This window comes from Spirochaetia bacterium 38H-sp, from assembly GCA_039023545.1.
Classification (GTDB): Bacteria; Spirochaetota; Spirochaetia; order Winmispirales; family Winmispiraceae; genus Rarispira; species Rarispira pelagica.
Genome location: JBCHKQ010000001.1, coordinates 162,716 through 180,593 on the forward strand (window position 1 = coordinate 162,716; position 17,878 = coordinate 180,593).

Annotated in this window: 14 protein-coding genes and 1 riboswitch; of the genes, 6 read left to right on the forward strand and 8 right to left on the reverse strand. The window is 40.6% G+C overall.

Features of this window, described 5'->3' with window-relative positions; translation table 11 throughout:
• Positions 1 to 47: 47 nt before the first annotated feature.
• From WKV44_00685 to WKV44_00720, 8 genes are all read right to left on the reverse strand, one after another.
• Positions 48 to 752 carry a hypothetical protein gene (locus tag WKV44_00685; GenBank protein MEM5947052.1) on the reverse strand — a complete coding sequence of 235 codons (705 nt, stop codon included), beginning with the start codon at positions 750 to 752 and terminating at the stop codon, positions 48 to 50.
• A gap of 13 nt (positions 753 to 765) precedes the next feature.
• Positions 766 to 2,862, reverse strand: coding sequence for an elongation factor G (fusA, locus tag WKV44_00690; GenBank protein MEM5947053.1), 2,097 nt, complete (start codon positions 2,860 to 2,862; stop codon positions 766 to 768).
• 154 nt (positions 2,863 to 3,016) lie between these two features.
• Positions 3,017 to 3,664, reverse strand: a complete 648-nt coding sequence (locus tag WKV44_00695; protein MEM5947054.1) for a CBS and ACT domain-containing protein — start codon at positions 3,662 to 3,664, stop codon at positions 3,017 to 3,019.
• A 50-nt stretch (positions 3,665 to 3,714) separates the two neighbouring features.
• On the reverse strand, positions 3,715 to 4,419 hold the full coding sequence (locus tag WKV44_00700; protein ID MEM5947055.1) for an ABC transporter ATP-binding protein: 705 nt from the start codon (positions 4,417 to 4,419) through the stop codon (positions 3,715 to 3,717).
• Position 4,420: 1 nt separating this feature from the next.
• Positions 4,421 to 5,200 carry an ABC transporter ATP-binding protein gene (locus WKV44_00705; GenBank protein MEM5947056.1) on the reverse strand — a complete coding sequence of 260 codons (780 nt, stop codon included), beginning with the start codon at positions 5,198 to 5,200 and terminating at the stop codon, positions 4,421 to 4,423.
• 4 nt (positions 5,201 to 5,204) lie between these two features.
• Positions 5,205 to 6,209: a branched-chain amino acid ABC transporter permease gene (locus WKV44_00710; protein ID MEM5947057.1), complete on the reverse strand. Its 1,005-nt coding sequence runs from the start codon at positions 6,207 to 6,209 to the stop codon at positions 5,205 to 5,207.
• A 3-nt stretch (positions 6,210 to 6,212) separates the two neighbouring features.
• Positions 6,213 to 7,103: a branched-chain amino acid ABC transporter permease gene (locus WKV44_00715; GenBank protein ID MEM5947058.1), complete on the reverse strand. Its 891-nt coding sequence runs from the start codon at positions 7,101 to 7,103 to the stop codon at positions 6,213 to 6,215.
• A 70-nt stretch (positions 7,104 to 7,173) separates the two neighbouring features.
• Positions 7,174 to 8,301 (reverse strand): ABC transporter substrate-binding protein, encoded by a 1,128-nt coding sequence (locus WKV44_00720; protein MEM5947059.1) that lies wholly within the window; start codon positions 8,299 to 8,301, stop codon positions 7,174 to 7,176.
• Between the two features lie 513 nt (positions 8,302 to 8,814).
• Between WKV44_00720 and WKV44_00725 the strand changes: the two genes are divergently transcribed.
• The 6 genes from WKV44_00725 (at position 8,815) to WKV44_00750 (ending at position 17,841) form a co-directional block, all read left to right on the forward strand.
• Positions 8,815 to 9,990 (forward strand): carbohydrate kinase family protein, encoded by a 1,176-nt coding sequence (locus WKV44_00725; protein MEM5947060.1) that lies wholly within the window; start codon positions 8,815 to 8,817, stop codon positions 9,988 to 9,990.
• 161 nt (positions 9,991 to 10,151) lie between these two features.
• Positions 10,152 to 10,233: riboswitch (ZMP/ZTP riboswitch) on the forward strand.
• Positions 10,234 to 10,256: 23 nt separating this feature from the next.
• Entirely contained in the window at positions 10,257 to 11,756 is a 1,500-nt protein-coding gene (locus WKV44_00730) for a glycine hydroxymethyltransferase (GenBank protein MEM5947061.1), read from the forward strand.
• Positions 11,757 to 11,922: 166 nt separating this feature from the next.
• Positions 11,923 to 13,386 carry an alkaline phosphatase gene (locus WKV44_00735; protein ID MEM5947062.1) on the forward strand — a complete coding sequence of 488 codons (1,464 nt, stop codon included), beginning with the start codon at positions 11,923 to 11,925 and terminating at the stop codon, positions 13,384 to 13,386.
• Between the two features lie 54 nt (positions 13,387 to 13,440).
• Positions 13,441 to 14,634, forward strand: coding sequence for a YibE/F family protein (locus WKV44_00740; GenBank protein ID MEM5947063.1), 1,194 nt, complete (start codon positions 13,441 to 13,443; stop codon positions 14,632 to 14,634).
• A gap of 177 nt (positions 14,635 to 14,811) precedes the next feature.
• A complete protein-coding gene (locus WKV44_00745; protein ID MEM5947064.1) occupies positions 14,812 to 15,393 on the forward strand; it encodes a CoA pyrophosphatase in 582 nt (193 codons plus the stop codon).
• Positions 15,394 to 15,450: 57 nt separating this feature from the next.
• Complete coding sequence (locus WKV44_00750; protein MEM5947065.1) at positions 15,451 to 17,841, forward strand: AAA family ATPase; 2,391 nt, start codon at positions 15,451 to 15,453, stop codon at positions 17,839 to 17,841.
• Positions 17,842 to 17,878: the final 37 nt, after the last annotated feature.

The window sequence follows — 17,878 nt, forward strand, 5'->3', positions numbered from 1 at the left end:
AAAAGGGCTGCCGCATATGCGGGCAGCCCGTTCGGTATAATTATTTTTTATTCTTCCACGACAAGCAGGGTATTGGGCTCTAGAATCAGATGCAAATCTATGTCTTTATAGGCTTCTCTGTCTTTTAAAAGATGTATAGATATGTGATTGTTTTGAGGTATGAGATAAAGAAGGATATCTGTGAGTTCTTTTACCTGTGTAAGCTCTACGGGGAACCCATCGGAATCCGGTGTGGGTTCAGAACTTTCTGTGGATATAGAAAACCATATGGATATTCCCAGCTCTTTGGCACCTTGTTTGAATTTCTCAATATCTTCTTTTTTGAGAACAGATGCATCCAAACCATCTATAACTACCTGGTCTACCTTAAAAGCTCCATCTTGTTTGAGAGCCTTTAGGGTGGATATGACATGTTCTGTCCTTGCGCCATCTTTGTGAAAGTTGAGAATCACTCTGTTACGTATTATCTCCTCATGAACGTCCATGGCGTCTTCCAGGTTTCTTTTCTTGGATATTTCCCTAAAGATGTCTTCGTACCAGGACAAAAGGTGCTGTACAGAATTGGCATAGGATATGTGGATTACGTGCTTATCCTGAAACAGCTTATCTGTGGCAATGTGTACCAGACAGGCTGTTTTTCCTATTCCTTTTTTTCCTGCTATTATTCCTATCTCTCCGGGCTTAAGTCCCCCATGAATTGATTTGGACAGTATTCGCAGAGGGCTTCTTTTTACTAATAATGATTTTACCATCTCTATTCCTCCATTAATTTTCTTCTTGTTGTTTTTCCCGGAACTTTTTCTTAAGCTCTTCTTCTATGCTCTGCGGTACTTTTGCATACCGGGAAAACTCCATGGTAAACTCTGCTTTTCCCTGAGTAAGGGAGCGGAGGGTGGTGGAGTATCCAAACATCTCACTAAGAGGCACTTCTGCTTCTACTCTGCAGAATTGTCCGTCCTCCGTACTACTTAGTATAATACCTCTGCGCTGGTTTATGCTACCAAAAATATTTCCTTGAAACTCAGTAGGTCCTTCTACAGCTACTTTCATAAGAGGTTCCAGTATTGCTGGTTTTGCCTTCTCATATGCCTGCCGAAAAGCTCCTATGGCTGCCATCTGGAAGGCCATATCGGATGAGTCTACGGGGTGGTATTGTCCGTCATTGATGACTACCCTTATACCAACGATTGGGAAACCAATAAGCCTTCCTTTCTCCATTGCTTTCTGGAAACCTTTATCACAGGAAGGAATGTATTCGTTGGGGATTACGCCTCCCTTGATTTGATCCACAAACTCATAATTGGTTCCTTCTTCCAAAGGTATGGGCTCCATATATCCTGCAACGCGTCCGTACTGACCAGAACCACCTGTCTGTTTCTTGTGCAGGTAATCAAAGTCTGCCCTCTGGGTTATCGTTTCCCTATATGCTACCTGAGGCATTCCTGTCTCTACATCTACCTTGTATTCTCTTTTCATTCTCTCTATGTAGACTTCCAAATGCAGCTCACCCATTCCTTGTATTATGGTTTCATTGCTTTCCGGATCTATATATACTCTGAATGTAGGGTCTTCTTTGGAAAATCTATTGAGAGCTTTTGCCATGTTATCTTCTGATTTCTTATCCTTGGGTTTTACGGCAAGAGAGATAACAGGCTCAGGAACAAACATGGAGGTCATTGCAAGGTTGAGACTGGGATCACAGAAAGTGTCTCCAGATACACAATCTATACCAAATAGCGCAACAATATCACCAGAATGAGCTTCTGATATGTCTTCCATGTGATTAGCATGCATTCTTACAAGTCTTCCAATCTTAAATTTTTTCTTGCTCCTTGTGTTAAAAAGCTCCATACCTTTTTTTACAACACCCTGATAGATTCTTATATAGGTGAGCTGACCATATTGTCCATCTTCAAGCTTAAAAGCATATGCAACAGTAGGTTTGTTATCAACAGAGATAAGTGTAACAGGCTCTTCGTTGTTGGAGAGGTCAAGAGCTGTATTCTCTATCTCATTGGGAGCAGGCAGATATTTTACCACACCATCAAGTAAAGGCTGTACTCCCTTGTTCTTGTAAGCAGAACCTATGAAAACAGGACAAAGTTTGAGAGAAAGCGTACCTTTTCTTACTGCATCATGGATAAGGTTTTCATCCACATCACCGCCCTCCAAGATAGCCTCTGCAAGCTCATCAGAATACATAGAAAGAGCATCTAGCATAAGTTCTCTTTTTTCTTCTGCTTCTTCTCTTAGCTCTGCCGGAATATCTTTCTCAACAACCTGCTCTCCGCTGCTGCCCTCAAAATAGATAGCCTTCATTTTTATAAGGTCAACAACACCCTCATGTTTGTCTTCCAATCCGATAGGGATTTGCATAAGAACAGCATCCATCCCTAGTTTTTCTTCTATTTGGTCTCTTACCTTATATGGGTTTGCACCGGTTCTGTCACACTTGTTGACAAAAGCAAGTCTAGGAACATTGTAGCGCTTGAGCTGTCTGTCCACAGTAAGGGTCTGTGACTGTACTCCTGCAACAGAACATAATACAAGAACAGCCCCGTCTAGAACTCTTAAAGCCCTTTCTACTTCTATGGTAAAGTCAACGTGTCCCGGTGTATCGATTATATTGATAACGTGGTTTTTCCAGGTTACGTTGGTAGAAGCCGAGGTGATCGTGATACCTCTTTCTTTCTCAAGCTCCATAAAATCCATGGTTGCACCGGCACCATCCTTACCACGCACCTCATGTATAGCATGAATCCTGGAGCAATAATAAAGGATACGCTCTGTCAGGGTGGTCTTTCCGGAGTCAATGTGAGCACTAATACCGATATTTCTCATTGTTTTTTGTAACTCGCTCATACTCCCTTCCTTAATCTCGAGTAATTAGTATTTTTCTGGATATACACCTATGGTGTAAAAAATTTAAGCCACTTTTTGTGACAAAACTTGCAGTTATGTACTACGAATGCCCAGTATAAATTGTTGTCAAACTAGTTTCAAGTAGCAGATGAGATTATACTGTTGCAATATCTACCAGTTTTTCTAGATATGGAGCTGTGACTTTTCTTACCTCGTTCTCTTCCAATCCCTCTATCTTTATGATACAAAGCGATTCCTGGCTAGTTTCTCCTAGAAAAGTCGCAATAGATATTATATTGCCTCCTGCATTTGCAATAACAGAGCTTATATCCGCAAGCTCTCCTTTACGCTCAGGAAGAACAGCTGTAAGACGCACGCCTTTTTTCCTGGTACCAAAAAGTTCTACAAACCTCTTAAAGATATCACTCTCAGTTACTATCCCCACAAGAAGGCCGTCATCCATACATACAGGTAAGCCACCTATATTATTGTCAACCATAATTCTTGCAGCATCTTCTATATAGGACTCAGGATTTACGGTTATAACATCCTTTGTCATTATATCTCGTACTTTTACCTTGGAAAGGAGACCCGCCATTTCATAGACATTGAGAGTTGTTGCTGGAGAGGGGCTTACATAAAGCAGATCCTTTTCTGCTATTATTCCCTGTATTTTACCTTGGCTATCTGTAACAGGAAGTCTATGTATCTTTTCTTTTTTTAAGAGTTCTTTTGCCTCCAGTATGTTTATATCTGCCGTAACGGCAACAGGATTTTTGGTCATTATCTCTTTTATGCGCATATCAGCCTCCTAATATAAAGGCTAATACGTAAAAGACGGTATGTCAAAGCCTAACCACCAAGATAGGCTTTTTGAATATCTTCACTTTCCATAAGCTCTTTTGCAGTACCCTGCAGCACTATTCTTCCTGTCTCAAGCACATATGCCCGATTTGCTATCTTGAGAGCCATATGAGCGTTCTGCTCCACAAGCAAAATCGTTGTTCCTTCTTTATTGAGATCCTGTATTATCTCAAAAATCTCCATAACAAGCAGAGGAGCAAGTCCCATAGAAGGCTCGTCAAGAAGCATAAGCCTTGGTCTGGTCATAAGCGCGCGACCTATTGCCAACATCTGCTGTTCTCCTCCACTAAGAGTACCGGCAGGCTGTTTTCTTCTTTCTCTTAAACGTGGGAAACGCTCATAGACACTCTCTATATCCTGTTTTATCCCGGAAACATCCTTTCTCGTATATGCTCCCATATTGAGATTATCTTCCACAGTCAGATCTGCAAACACTCGCCTTCCCTCTGGGACCTGAGTAATCCCCAAGGAAACTATATCGTGAGCCTCCATACTGCCTATATTTTTATCCTCAAAAATAATAGAACCGGAAGCTGCCGGCACAATACCGCATAGAGCGTTGAGAGTTGTGGTTTTTCCTGCTCCATTGGCGCCTATGAGAGTAACAATTTCCCCTTTGTTAACAACAAAGGATATTCCCTGTAAAGCCTGAATAGCACCATATGACACATAAAGATTTTCTACCTTAAGCAAGTCACACCTCCTCTCCAAGATAGGCCTTGATAACATCGGGATTAGCCTTTATTTCTTCCGGTAGTCCTTTTGCAATGATTTTACCGTAATCCAAAACAATAAGCCGCTGACAAACATTCATAACAAGGTTCATATCATGCTCTATGAGAAGAACCGTCAGATCAAACTCTCTGTGTATAAAATTGATGATCTCCATCAGAGCTTTTGTTTCCTGGGGGTTCATACCTGCTGCAGGCTCATCAAGAAGCAGAAGAGAGGGATGAACAGCCAAAGCTCTTACAATTTCTAGCTTCCTTTGTTCCCCGTAAGGTAGGTTTTGCGCCTGTTCTTCTGCTTTGTCAGCTATGCCAAAAGTAGAAAGAAGCTCAAGTGCTTCTTCTTTCATAGTCTTTTCTTCTTGATAATATCTTCCTGTTCTAAAAAGAGCATCTACAATATTATATCTCAGAGAATGATGGAAAGACACAAGAACATTTTCCAAAACTGTTCTCTGTTTGAGCAATCTTATATTCTGAAAAGTTCTTGCAATACCCATGCGTGCTATCTTATGAGAAGGAAGTCCGGTTATATCCTGCATTGTGCCTGCGGCTGCAAAAAAAATTCTACCCTCAGTAGGAGCATAAATACCAGAAAGCATATTGAAAACCGTTGTTTTTCCAGCACCATTGGGACCTATAAGCCCCACAAGCTCTCCTTTTTTGAGCTCAAGGGAAAAATCATCAACAGCTCTTAATCCTCCAAAAGATATAGAAAGCTCTCTTACATCCAGAATCCTTTCCACAACATCACTCCTTGCCACTATCCGCTTTTTTTACGGCATTTTTTCCAGAGAAGACTCGTTTTATAAAGGATATGATAGAAAATTCCTTTTCGCCAAAAAGCCCCTGAGGCCTAAAAAGCATCATAATTATCAGAAGAAGCGGATATATCACCATTCTGTAATCTTTTAAAAATCTGAGCCCCTCCTGCAGACCTGTAAGAAGAAAAGCCGCTATAACAGTCCCTGTGATGCTCCCCATCCCTCCAAATACGACTATAATAAGAATCTCAACAGATCTTAAAAAAGTAAAACCCTGAGGAGACAAATATCCAAAGAAAGGCGCATAGAGTCCGCCACCTATTCCTGCAATGGCAGCAGAAATAGTGAAGGCCATTATCTTATATCTCTGGGCACTTATCCCCATACTTGATGCGGCAATCTCATCATCTCTTATAGCTATGAGAGCTCTTCCGTAAGAGGATTTGATAAACACATACATAAAGGCAATCACAAGTATCATAAAGACAAAAACAACATCCATCGCAACAATCTGCTTTAGGTATCTTCCCTGTGCAAAAGCAGGAATCCCTTTGAGACCGGCAGCTCCTCCTGTAAGCTTGGGGAGATTGATTATTATAACTCTTATAACCTCTCCAAAGGCTAAAGTAACTATAGCAAGATAATCTCCTCTGAGACGGAAGGTAGGTATTGCTATGAGCCATCCTATGAAACCAGATACAATAGCACCCAGTATTATTGCAAAAACAGGAGGTATATTGAGGTGCATCATAAAAAGAGCAGTGGAGTACGCACCAACAGCCATAAAACCCGCATGACCTATTGCAAGCTGACCAGTAAAACCTGTTATCAGATTGAGACCCAGAGCCATTATAACATTGATACCGGCAAGAGTAACAATCTGAGCAATATACAAACTTGTGATTCTGGCATTAACAAGAACAGAAAGAACCAGAGGGAAAATCAAACCTATAATAGCAAGCTGAACAGCCTGAACATGACCCTTTTGCATAACTTACACCTTTTCGCTTATCTTTTTGCCAAGAAGCCCTGTAGGCTTTACAAGCAGTATCACTATAAGAATACCAAAGGCTATGGCATCAGCCATCTGAGAGCTTATATAGCCTTTGGTATAAGTCTCAGCAAGCCCCATTATAAAACCACCAATCATTGCTCCAGGTATACTGCCTATACCCCCAAGGACAGCAGCAACAAAGGCCTTAAGACCAGGGATTATCCCCATATTGGGTTCTATCAGGGGATAGGAAAAAGAATACAGAATACCCGCTGCTGCAGCCATCATGGAACCAAGTGCAAAAGTAAAAGAAATTATCCTGTTGACGTTTATGCCCATAAGGGCACTTGCCTGTTTATCAAAGGAAACAGCTCTCATAGCTTTTCCAACCTTTGTGTAATCCACAATGTAGGTCAGAACAGCCATAAGTACAAGGGCAACAATAAGAACTATAAGCTGTAGCGGATTTATTACAATGCCTGCAAACCTGAGAGGCTCAAAGCTTGCAACAGGAAAAGTTCTATAATCAGGTCCTATAAAAGGCAAAACCCTTGCAACATTTTCTATTAAGAGGCTTACACCTATCGCTGTTATGAGAGCATTGATTCTGGGCGCAGTTCTAAGAGGCTTATATGCTAATCTCTCTATTGTTATCCCGAGAATAGCACATCCTGTCATGGACACAACAAAAGCCAGAATAATTCCTTCTGGAGTAGGCCCTGTCACTCTCAACACAAAGTATGCAAAAAAAGCTCCCAGCATCAATATATCGCCGTGCGCAAAATTGATTAGCTTTATTATGCCGTATATCATCGTATAACCAATGGCTATAAGAGCATATACACCCCCAAGTGCCACACCATTGATGGTCTGTTGAAAAAACTGCTCCATAACATCCTACTCCTGAAAACTGTAAAAAAACAGGGACAGCATATAATGCTGCCCCCTTTTTATAAATCTCTTACGGATTAACTGTTGTCTTATACTTTATCACAAGTTTGTCGCCCTCTGGAACCACCTCGTTAATCACAGCGGACTTAATAGGATTGTGTTTCTCGTCAAAAGAAACCTGACCTGTTACAAACTTGCCATTAGTTTCTGCAAGAGCTTTCTTTATTGCCTCTGCATCTGTAGAATTTGCCTTTTCTATTGCAGCAGCAAGAATCTTCATAGCATCATAGCCAAGAGCGGCAAGCGCACTGGGAACCTTGTCATACTTTTTCTGGTAAGCTTCTACAAAAGCCTTGACATCGGCATCATCGGAATCAGGAGAATAGTGGTTGGAAAAATATCCGGGAGCAAGCTCTGCTCCTGCTACTTCCTGTATTCCATCCCAACCGTCCGCACCAAGCATGGGAACCATTATACCCTGAGAACGGACCTGCTTTGCTATAAGAGAAACAGTATTGTAATAATCGGGCACAAACAGCACATCCGGATTAGTTGCTGCTATCTTTGTAATCTGTGCATTAAAATCTTTATCGCCGGACTGATAAGATTCAAAAGCAACAATCTCACCACCCATAGCAGAAAAAGACTGTTTAAAGTTGTTGGCAATTCCCGATGAATAGTCATTACTTACATCATAAAGAACAGCTGCCTTCTTTGCAGAAAGAGTTTCCTTGGCAAACTTTGCAACAACATATCCCTGGAAAGAATCGATAAAACACGAGCGGAATATAAAATCTCCTGCCTCTGTTACCTTGTCATTGGTAGCTGTAGGAGTTATTAGGGGAACACCATCTGACTGAGCGGAGTCAACAACTGCAAGAGCACAGTTGGAAGTAAGAGGACCCACTATAGCAGCAACCTCATCCTGAGTAACAAGCTTAAGATAAGCTGCCTTGGTCTTCTCGGGATTACCCTCGTCATCCTCTACTATAAGTTTGATCTTGGAGCCCTTTGTCATACTATTGTACTCTTCTGCGGCCATTCTGATAGCATTGGTTGTATCCACACCATAAGTAGTAAGATTACCGCTCTGCGGCATTATAACACCTACTTTGATAACATCAGACTTCTGAGAGCAACCTGCAAAAACAAGCGCTGCCAACAGAAAGACAATAGCTGTAACAAGCACCTTCTTCATAGAAACCTCCTCGGTTTACATAAATTTTCAATGTATACAATACTTTTTATTTTTTCATCTGTCCATACCTCACAGAACAACTTATGACCCAATACAACTTATTTGTAGGAACAGACTCGGAAGCAATTACACCCTTATACCGAACGCGCAGGGACGCATGGCATCCCTGCGCTGCCTCAGGCTGAAGTGTATACATACAAAAATACTTGCCCACTCTTGCAAAAGCCAGGAGGCGTCTCAGCTTTTCCTCCTCCTGTCATATGGAACGATTATCAGAAATTACCACCAAGTCGCAACGACAATCTATTCTCCCACTCCATTTATATCCTCATTTGTAAAGGCATGGGGTTATATTTGCAGCATATATGCGTCAAAAAGCCTCTCCCATAGTCTTCCGCCGGAAGCAGCACGGACTCGCCTTCCGAGTCCGTGCGTTCGGTATAAACAAATCATGGATTATTGAGAAACTTTTTTGTATTATGTAAACAGAATAATATAAGAGGAGCTTGCAATATGCCTTCTATAAACGGAACCGGATGCTGCCTCCTGGATTATATCTGTCAGACAGATATCTCAGAGCCGGAGCTCAGTGCCCTTACCAGCCAAGAGACAGGAGACGGTGGGATTGTGCCAGAGGGACTTGTTCTTATGGAGGAACTAAGTGCCTTCTCGGGGAAAACAGAGGAAGAGATAAGAAGCCTTATCATACGCAAGGCAAGCTCGGTTACGAGCAATCTTGGAGGAGTAGGGATTGTCCCACTGATACACGTGAGACAAATGCTTGCAGAAGAAAGCGATAAAATAGGTTTTTGCCAGTTTTACGGCATGGATAAAACAGGAGAAACTCTTGTAAAATATCTGGAATACTACAATATAGATACCACATGTTTCAGGAAAAAAGAAGGATACAGTCCTGAGACTTTGGTGTTGTCTAAAGGCGAGAAACGTTCTTTTATCTCAAGGCTGGGTGTTGCAGCAAAGATAAAGGCAGAGGATATAGACAAATCTTTTTATAAGGCGGATGTGCTTGTTTACGGAGCAACTGCTCTTAGCCCGCTTTTGCATGCGGACTTGGACAGTCTTTTAAAAAAATCACGGGATAATGGAGCAATAAACTTTGTTCTTACAGTACACGATTTTTTCAGCGAAAAATGGTCACCAGGAAGACCATGGAACATGGGAAAGTCCACAAAGACCTACAGTCTCATTGACATCCTTATTGGCAACAGAGAAGAGGCTATGGGACTCACGGGAGAAAAAAACTTTGATAAATCAGTAGAAAGGCTAAAGGATTGGGGGGTAAAAAACATGATTTTTACTTCAGGAGCAGAACCTGTGTATTATTATGTAAATCCGCCTCTTTTTAAAAACAAAGAAGAGGGTTATTTCCCTGTACCACAGCTTTCTTCTATTATTACAGAGCTCAACCTGGAGAATACAGACGGCGATTCCACAGGCTGCGGCGATAATTTTGCAGGCGGAATAATATATTCTATATATAAGGAGACAAAGGAGAGTGGTAATAAAAACGGATTTGATATTCATAATGCACTTTTGCACGGAGCAGCATCAGGTATCCTAAGCTGCACATACAAAGGCGGGGTCTATAAAGAAAATATGGTCGGAGAAAAAAAGTCTTTGATAGAAAAAATAATAAGGCTAATAAAAGAAAAGCAAAAGACGCCATAGGTAATGATATGCTTTTTTAAGATATTGCACAGCTTAAAAAAATCTAAAAACTGTTTATTTTAAGCACAGCCTGATGGCTATGCGTCCGGCATATGCTTTTCTCTATCGTTATGAGCACCAGGCACTTTGGGTGCGATTGACAGCCTGCGATTATTCTTAAATAATAACATGACGACTGGCGCAACAGGCGGAAAAAACCGCCGGGGAGTCTTCTTTCTTCTGTCGCGCGTCTGGGCAGAAGTAGATTATTTTTTTTGGAGGAAGACATGTCCCAATCAGTATTGGAACGCTACCTTGCCAATAATCCGGATGCAGTTAAAAATCCCGAGATGTTGGCTTTTGTAGCACAGTTGGAAACAGTATCTCAAGTTGCTCCCGAGATTGCAGCATCAATTGTAAAAGAGCTCGCGGACCAGAGAAGCAATATAAAACTTATAGCCAGCGAAAATTTTTCTTCTCTCTCCGTTCAGTATGCTATGGGCAACCTTCTTACTGATAAATATGCAGAAGGGTTCCCCAGACACAGGTTCTATGCAGGCTGCGACAATGTCGATGACATAGAAGAAGTAGCATGCCGCGAGGCAGAGGCTCTTTTTGGTGCGGACCATGCCTATGTGCAGCCTCATAGTGGAGCTGATGCCAATATGGTGGCCTTTTGGTCAGTTCTCATGTGGAAGATTCAGTCCCCTTATCTAGAAGAGATTGGCAAGAAAAATCTCTACGACCTTAGCAAAGAAGAATGGGACGAGATAAGAAAGCAACTCGGCAATCAGAGACTTTTGGGGCTTGATTATTATTCTGGCGGACATCTCACACATGGATACCGCTACAATGTATCCGCTCAGATGTTTGATGCTTATTCCTACGGAGTAAATCGCGAAACAGGACTCTTAGATTACGATGAGATAGAGAAAATGGCCATGGAGATAAAGCCCCTTATTCTGCTTGCAGGCTACAGTGCATATCCGCGCAAGATAGACTTTGCAAGAATGAGAGAGATAGCGGATAAGGTAGGTGCAGTGCTCATGGTGGACATGGCTCACTTTGCAGGTCTAGTTGCAGGAAAAGTCTTTACCGGAAACTACAATCCGGTGGAACATGCCCATATAGTAACAAGCACAACCCATAAGACACTGCGTGGTCCCCGCGGCGGACTTATCCTCTGTAAGCAGGAACTTGCAGAGTACGTGGACAAAGGCTGTCCCATGGTGCTAGGAGGACCCCTTCCGCACGTACTGGCAGCAAAGGCAGTAGCCTTTAAAGAAGCCCGTAAGAAAGACTTTGAGACCTATGCCCATAAAATAGTGGAAAACTCTCAAGCACTTGCAGAAGAGCTTAAAAAACGCAACATAACAATAGCAACTGGAGGCACAGACAACCATCTTATGCTCATAGACGTACGCCCCTTTGGCATAACAGGGAGACAGGCAGAAGCCGCAGTAAGAGAATGCGGCATCACACTCAACCGCAATGCACTTCCCTATGACCCCAACGGACCGTGGTACACAAGCGGACTCAGGATAGGAACACCAGCTGTCACAAGCCTGGGGATGGGCAAAAACGAGATGGCAGAAATAGCAGACCTGTTTGCACTCATCCTTGGCAACATAAAGCCAACAGAAACAGACGGGAAAATCAGTAAAGCCAAGTACACACTTGATGACAACATAAAAAAACAAGCAAAAGAAAAAGTACAGAACCTGCTTGATAGATTCCCTCTCTATCCATCTCTTGACCTAAACTTTCTAAAAAAAGAGTTTAAATAAACATAATACCGAACGCACAGGCCCGCAAACTGCGAGCCTGTGCTGCCTCTGGCAGAAATAGCCTTTAATAATTTTCACACCACATCTTAACATTAAGTAATACAATAAAAATAATGTTTTAATAGTGACCCTCCATTTTTAAATAAAATATTTTATGGAGGTCAAAATGAAAAAACTCTCGAGCATTTTACTAATTTTTATCGTGCTTCTTCTCCCCTTACATGCAGGAGGAAATCAAGAGAAACAGACAGGTTCTACCCCAGAATTACATGCTAACAGAAACCTCAAGTATGTTTTTCTCTTTATCGGAGATGGTATGGCTTTACCTCAAATAAACGCCGCAGAAGCATATCTTATGGCAAAAGAAGAAAAGGATTCTCCTGTAAAACTTTCATTCTCACAGTTTCCTGTAACAGGAATGTGTACAACATATTCTGCTAACAGTTATATAACAGATTCCGCAGCAGCAGCAACAGCTCTGGCCTCAGGAAGAAAAACTGCCAACGGCATTTTAAATATGGATGAATCAAAAAAAACAACTTTTAAAACAATCGCAGAATTCTTACATGAAAAAGGCTTCAAAATAGGAATAATATCCACAGTATCTATAGACCATGCAACACCTGCCGCATTCTATGCTCATCAACCATCAAGAGGTAATTACTACGAAATATCTTTGGAACTTGCAAAAAGTGGGTTTGAATTCTTTGCAGGTGGAGGATTAAAGGATCCAGAAGGGAAAAAAAGCAAAAAGGAAGGAGAAAAAAACAATGCTTTGGAAGAAGCAAAAAAAGCAGGATACAAAATTTTAAATTCCATAAAAGATATTGAAGGCTTGAGTAAAAATGATGCAGAAAAAGTTATAGTGATGAACCCTGTTTTATCTTCTTCCTCACTTGCCATGCCATATAAAATAGATAGAGATAAGACTTCACTTAATCTTGCAGATTTTACAAAAAAAGCAATAGAGTTTTTAGAAAATCCAAAAGGCTTTTTTATAATGGTAGAAGGAGGCAAGATAGACTGGGCATGTCACGCCAATGATGCTGTGGCAGCAATACATGATGTTCTGGACTTTAACAGTGCTGTAGAAGCAGCTCTGGATTTTGCAAAAATCCATCCAGATGAAACACTCATAGTAGTAACAGGTGACCACGAAACAGGTGGTCTAACCATGGGCTTTGCTGGCACAAGATATTCCAGTGCATTCTCCAAACTGACAAAACAAAAATTGTCTTTTGAAGAATTCAATAAAATCATTGACAAATATAAAGAAAAAGAAAATTTGACAGTGGAAGATTTGCTCCCAGTTTTAAAGGAAAACTTTGGGCTGGAAGATCTTTCGATAAGAGAAAAAGATCTATTGGAAAATGCAATACACGCAAGTATCAACAATGCAACCAGCCAAGATGAAGCTTCGTATCTTTTGTATGGAGGTTATGAGCCTATAACAGTTACTATAACTCATATTATCAACAATAGAGCAGGGTTGGGATGGACTAGTTATAGCCACACAGCAGTTCCTGTCCCTGTGTATGCAAAAGGACCAGGTGCAGAGGTTTTTACAGGATATTATGATAATACAGAAATACCAAAAAGATTATCTAGACTCTTAGATACTAATCTATAAACATATCCTGCAGGCGGATATCCGCCTGCAATTTTTTAAAACATAGATAAGAATATGAAAAAAATAATAAATGCCATAAAGACAAAAAACTCCATAATAATAATATCATCAATACTATTTATTGCTATTTTATTTGCAATCCCTACAGGATTTGAAAAGCAATACAAAAATGAAATACGCATACAGGGGAAAATAATAGATACAGACAACAGCTCCCTTCATCAATATGGGATTGTAAAACAGGGTGAACAGAATCTTATTGTAGAAGTAATAACAGAAAACAAGAGGAAACTGTTAGTAAAGGCAACTAATCTGGTTCAAGGGAATATGGAGTTAGATAAAGTTTTTTCCAAAGGTGACAAGGTTCTTGTAATTCTTACAAAAAACAAAAATGGAGAAATATCAGAATGGGCATCCGTCTCTGATTTTTGGAGATTGGACATAGAAATTGTTTTATTACTGGGATTTGCTTTATTGCTTATTTTTTTTGCTGGAGCAATTGGTATCCGTGCTCTCCTTTCTTTTATTATGACAGCTTTAAGTTTCTGGAAACTTCTTATACCCGCTTATTTGAAAGGATTTAATCCTATAATAGTTGCAATATTAGTAATAAGTATTTGTACCATAATGATTCAACTGCTTATAGGTGGCTGGTCAAAGAAGACTATTACTGCTATTTCAGGCTCTTTAGCTGGCATGGGAACTATCTTGAGTATATTACTTGTTTTTGCTCCCAAATTCAGACTTCATGGAGCAATTCAAAAATTTTCAGAAACTCTTCTTTATTCCGGATTTCCTAATTTGGATCTTACAGGAATTCTTTATGCAAGCATATTTATAGGAGCAATGGGAGCAATTATGGATTTATCAATGGATATAGCTGCTGCCCAAGAGGAGATAGTCATACACAGTCCGGAAATCAGCATGAAAGAACTCATAAAATCAGGAATGCGTGTTGGCAAAGCAGTTCTGGGAACTATGAGCACCACTTTATTGTTCGCCTATTCCAGCTCTTATATTCCATTACTAATGATTTTTATGTCTCAGGGGGTTCCAATAGAAAACGCTATAAATCTTCAATATGTAGCGGTGGAAATTCTATACACCATGGCTGGGTCAATAGGCTTAGTCCTGGTAACTCCAGCAACAGCAGTCATTGGAGGTTTTTTTATGGCATTCCCCAATAAGATAAAGACAAATAAAAAGAACAGAAAACACTCGATACTATACAATACAACAAATATATAATAAATCACAATCAGATATAATTATGTAAAATTAATCTAAATATATTTGCCGCAGGCAGGAGGGACTGCAATTTTTCTTTCATGTGTGCCACGCAGATGCAGTCCCGACGTTCGGTATAAATATCGAGTAGTGTGTTTTATCTTGATATAAAAAATTGTTACGACTTATTATGATAGTATGTATATGCCTTGTATAATCAATAGAAGAGATTTTAAAGAATATGCAGTTATGATTCCTCTTGTAGAATCGGATGAGGGAATGCACATTTGTTTTGAGGTTCGTGCGGAGGGAATTCCTCAGGGAGGTGAGATTTGTTTTCCCGGCGGAGCTATAGAGCCAGGAGAGGATGAGTGCTCCGCTGCACTGCGCGAGACTAAGGAGGAGCTTGGAGTCAATATAGCGGATACAGACTATAAGGGCGCTCTTCTATCCGTAAGCGGGAGGCTTATACATGTTTTTACAGGCAGAGCTGTCAATTGGGATGGGAGAGTTCATGAGCCGGGAGAGGTCGCAAATAGTTTCTCTATTGCAATAGAATGGTTTAAAAAGACACCTGTGGAAAAATACGCTGTTGAACATATCGTAAGCTCAAGGCGTCAGGATTCGGGAGAGATTTTGCTTCCGGCAGATGAGTTGGGACTGCCTGCTGTATATAACGACAAATGGAAGGTTTATGACACACCTGTTTATCTGTGGAGAAGTCCTTATGGTTTTATCTGGGGTATCACTGCGGCAATAATATATCATATCTTCTGTTGACTGTTGACAATATTACTTTCTAACTGTTTACTTGATTCAAAAAAGAATGGGGCTAAGATGGATATCACACAATATAAAATATCTGCTGACAAGCTACGCCTTGACATACCGGAGGAGATGATTGCAGAGCTTCAGAAAGATATAGAAGCCCACAGCATAATAGGTCAGCCAAGGGCAATAAAAGCTATCCAGCTGGGGATAAATATACAGGGCAGAGGATATAATATCTTTGTTGCAGGGCTTCCCGGGACAGGAAGGCATAATGCTATAATGCAGATTCTTGAGCAGGAGTCTCCACCTAACAGGTTTAAAAAAGATATAGCTTACGGATATAACTTTAAGGACCCGCGCAGTCCTGTGGTACTGTATTTTCCGGCACAGACAGCAGGGTATTTTAAACGTTCGCTCAAACGGGCTATAGAGAAGATTACCAAAAGTATAAGACAGAGACTGACAAGTGAGGCTTATTTTAAGAAAAAAAACCAGTTGATAGCAGAGATAGAAAAAAAAGAAAGAAAGCATCTTTCAGAGTTTAAACAGATGTTGGGGGAAGAAGGCTTTATCCTCGTAGATAGACAGGATAAAGACCAGAATATAACAGATATAATGCCTGTACTTGATGGGAAGGCAGTAGAATTTGATGTACTACAAGAACTTGCAGAAAAAGGGAGTATCTCTCATACAGAAGTAGAAGATAAAAAGCAAAAATATTTTTCTTTTCTTGAAAAGCTTCAGGATCTTTTTACCAAATTTGACCTTGCAAGGCTATCTTTGGAAGAGGAGCTTGCAGAGATACAAAAACGATATGTGAGTAAGGATGTAAAAGACGAGCTCAAAAGGCTTGCTTCCCGGTTTGCCGGAGAAAAGAGCATAGAAAAATTTCTGGGACTCATGGCACAGGATATATTGGAAAATATTCCCCTTTTTCTTGAGGACAACAAGGAACAACCAGAAGATTATATCCCGCCTCAACAGAAATATACTATCAATATAGTTCATGAGGTAGAAAATCCGGACAAAGCCCCGGTCGTTTTTGTTTCTCAGCCGGATTATCCGGGTCTGTTTGGCACAATAGAAAGTATTGCAGAAAAAACAGGAGAAGAAAGAAGTAACTATCTCATGATACGACCGGGTGCTGTGCTGGATGCAAACGGAGGATTTCTTATTCTCAGAGTGGATGACTTACTAAGGAGTGAGGATTTATGGAATACACTCAAGAGAGTACTTCTAGATAACAGGCTTGAGATAAAAAGTGTGCCATCTATTTTTTCTAATCCCAGTGCACTCAAGCCAGAACCCGTGGACATAGATATCAAGCTTATATTGATAGGAACAGAATTCCATTATGAAATTCTATTTCAACAGGATGAAGAGTTTGCCAAGCTTTTTAAACTGCCAGCGGAGTTTGACGATGTTCTTCCTCTTTCTAAAGAAAGCATAAGAGAATATCTCGGCTTTTTTAAGGCAACCTGCAAAAACAAGCATCTTCTTCCTGTGACAGCTGACGGCGCGGCAGAGCTTCTATACTACAGCGCAAGACTTGCAGAGGACAGAAGCAAGCTTAGCGCACAATTCTCACTGATAACAGATATAATAAAAGAAGCAGACTACATGGCCAGAACAGAGGGTAAAACAGAAATAAATGCAGAAACTGTTCTCAAAGTCAGGAGACAGAGGCAATATCTCTTCGGTATGCTGGAAGAAAAACTAGACGAAGAGATATTAAGAGGAGAGCTTCTTATAAATCCCAAAGGTACTGCAACAAGCAGAATTCACGGACTTGTAGTGATTGACAGAGGATTTTATGCATTTGCAAGACCTGTTCTTATAACTGCGAGGAGCGCTCCAGGAACAGAAGGAATAGTAAACATAGAAAGAGAATCCGGACTGTCTGGAGAGATACATGACAAGGGAGTTTACATAATACAGAGCTTTCTTCAGAGCAGATATGCTCGGGATTTCCCGCTTTCTATAAAGGCAGGCATAACCATAGAGCAGTCTTATGTAGAAATAGACGGCGATTCTGCTTCACTTGCAGAGATATGTGCTTTGCTGTCGGATATCACGGATCTGCCGCTAAGGCAAGACATAGCCGTAACAGGCTCTATAAACCAGATGGGAGAGGTCCAGCCCGTAGGAGGGGTAACAGAAAAAGTAGAAGGTTTCTTTACCGTATGTAGAAAAAAAGGCTTAACAGGTACTCAGGGAGTGATAATACCAAGGCTCAATATCAATAATCTCATACCTTCCAGAGAAGTACTTGAGGCTGTGGAAGAAGGGCTTTTTAATATATATGCCATTGATAACATTGATCAGGCGATGGAAATCTTGACAGGTAGAGAAGCAGGGGTAAGAGAAGCAAAAGGCTTTAAAAAAGGCAGTATAAATAGGATGATAGAAGAAAAATTGAGAAAAATGGCTATGCTTGTCAAGAATTTTGAAGAATAACAGTGTATAAAGAATATACAGAATTCAAAAAAAACTT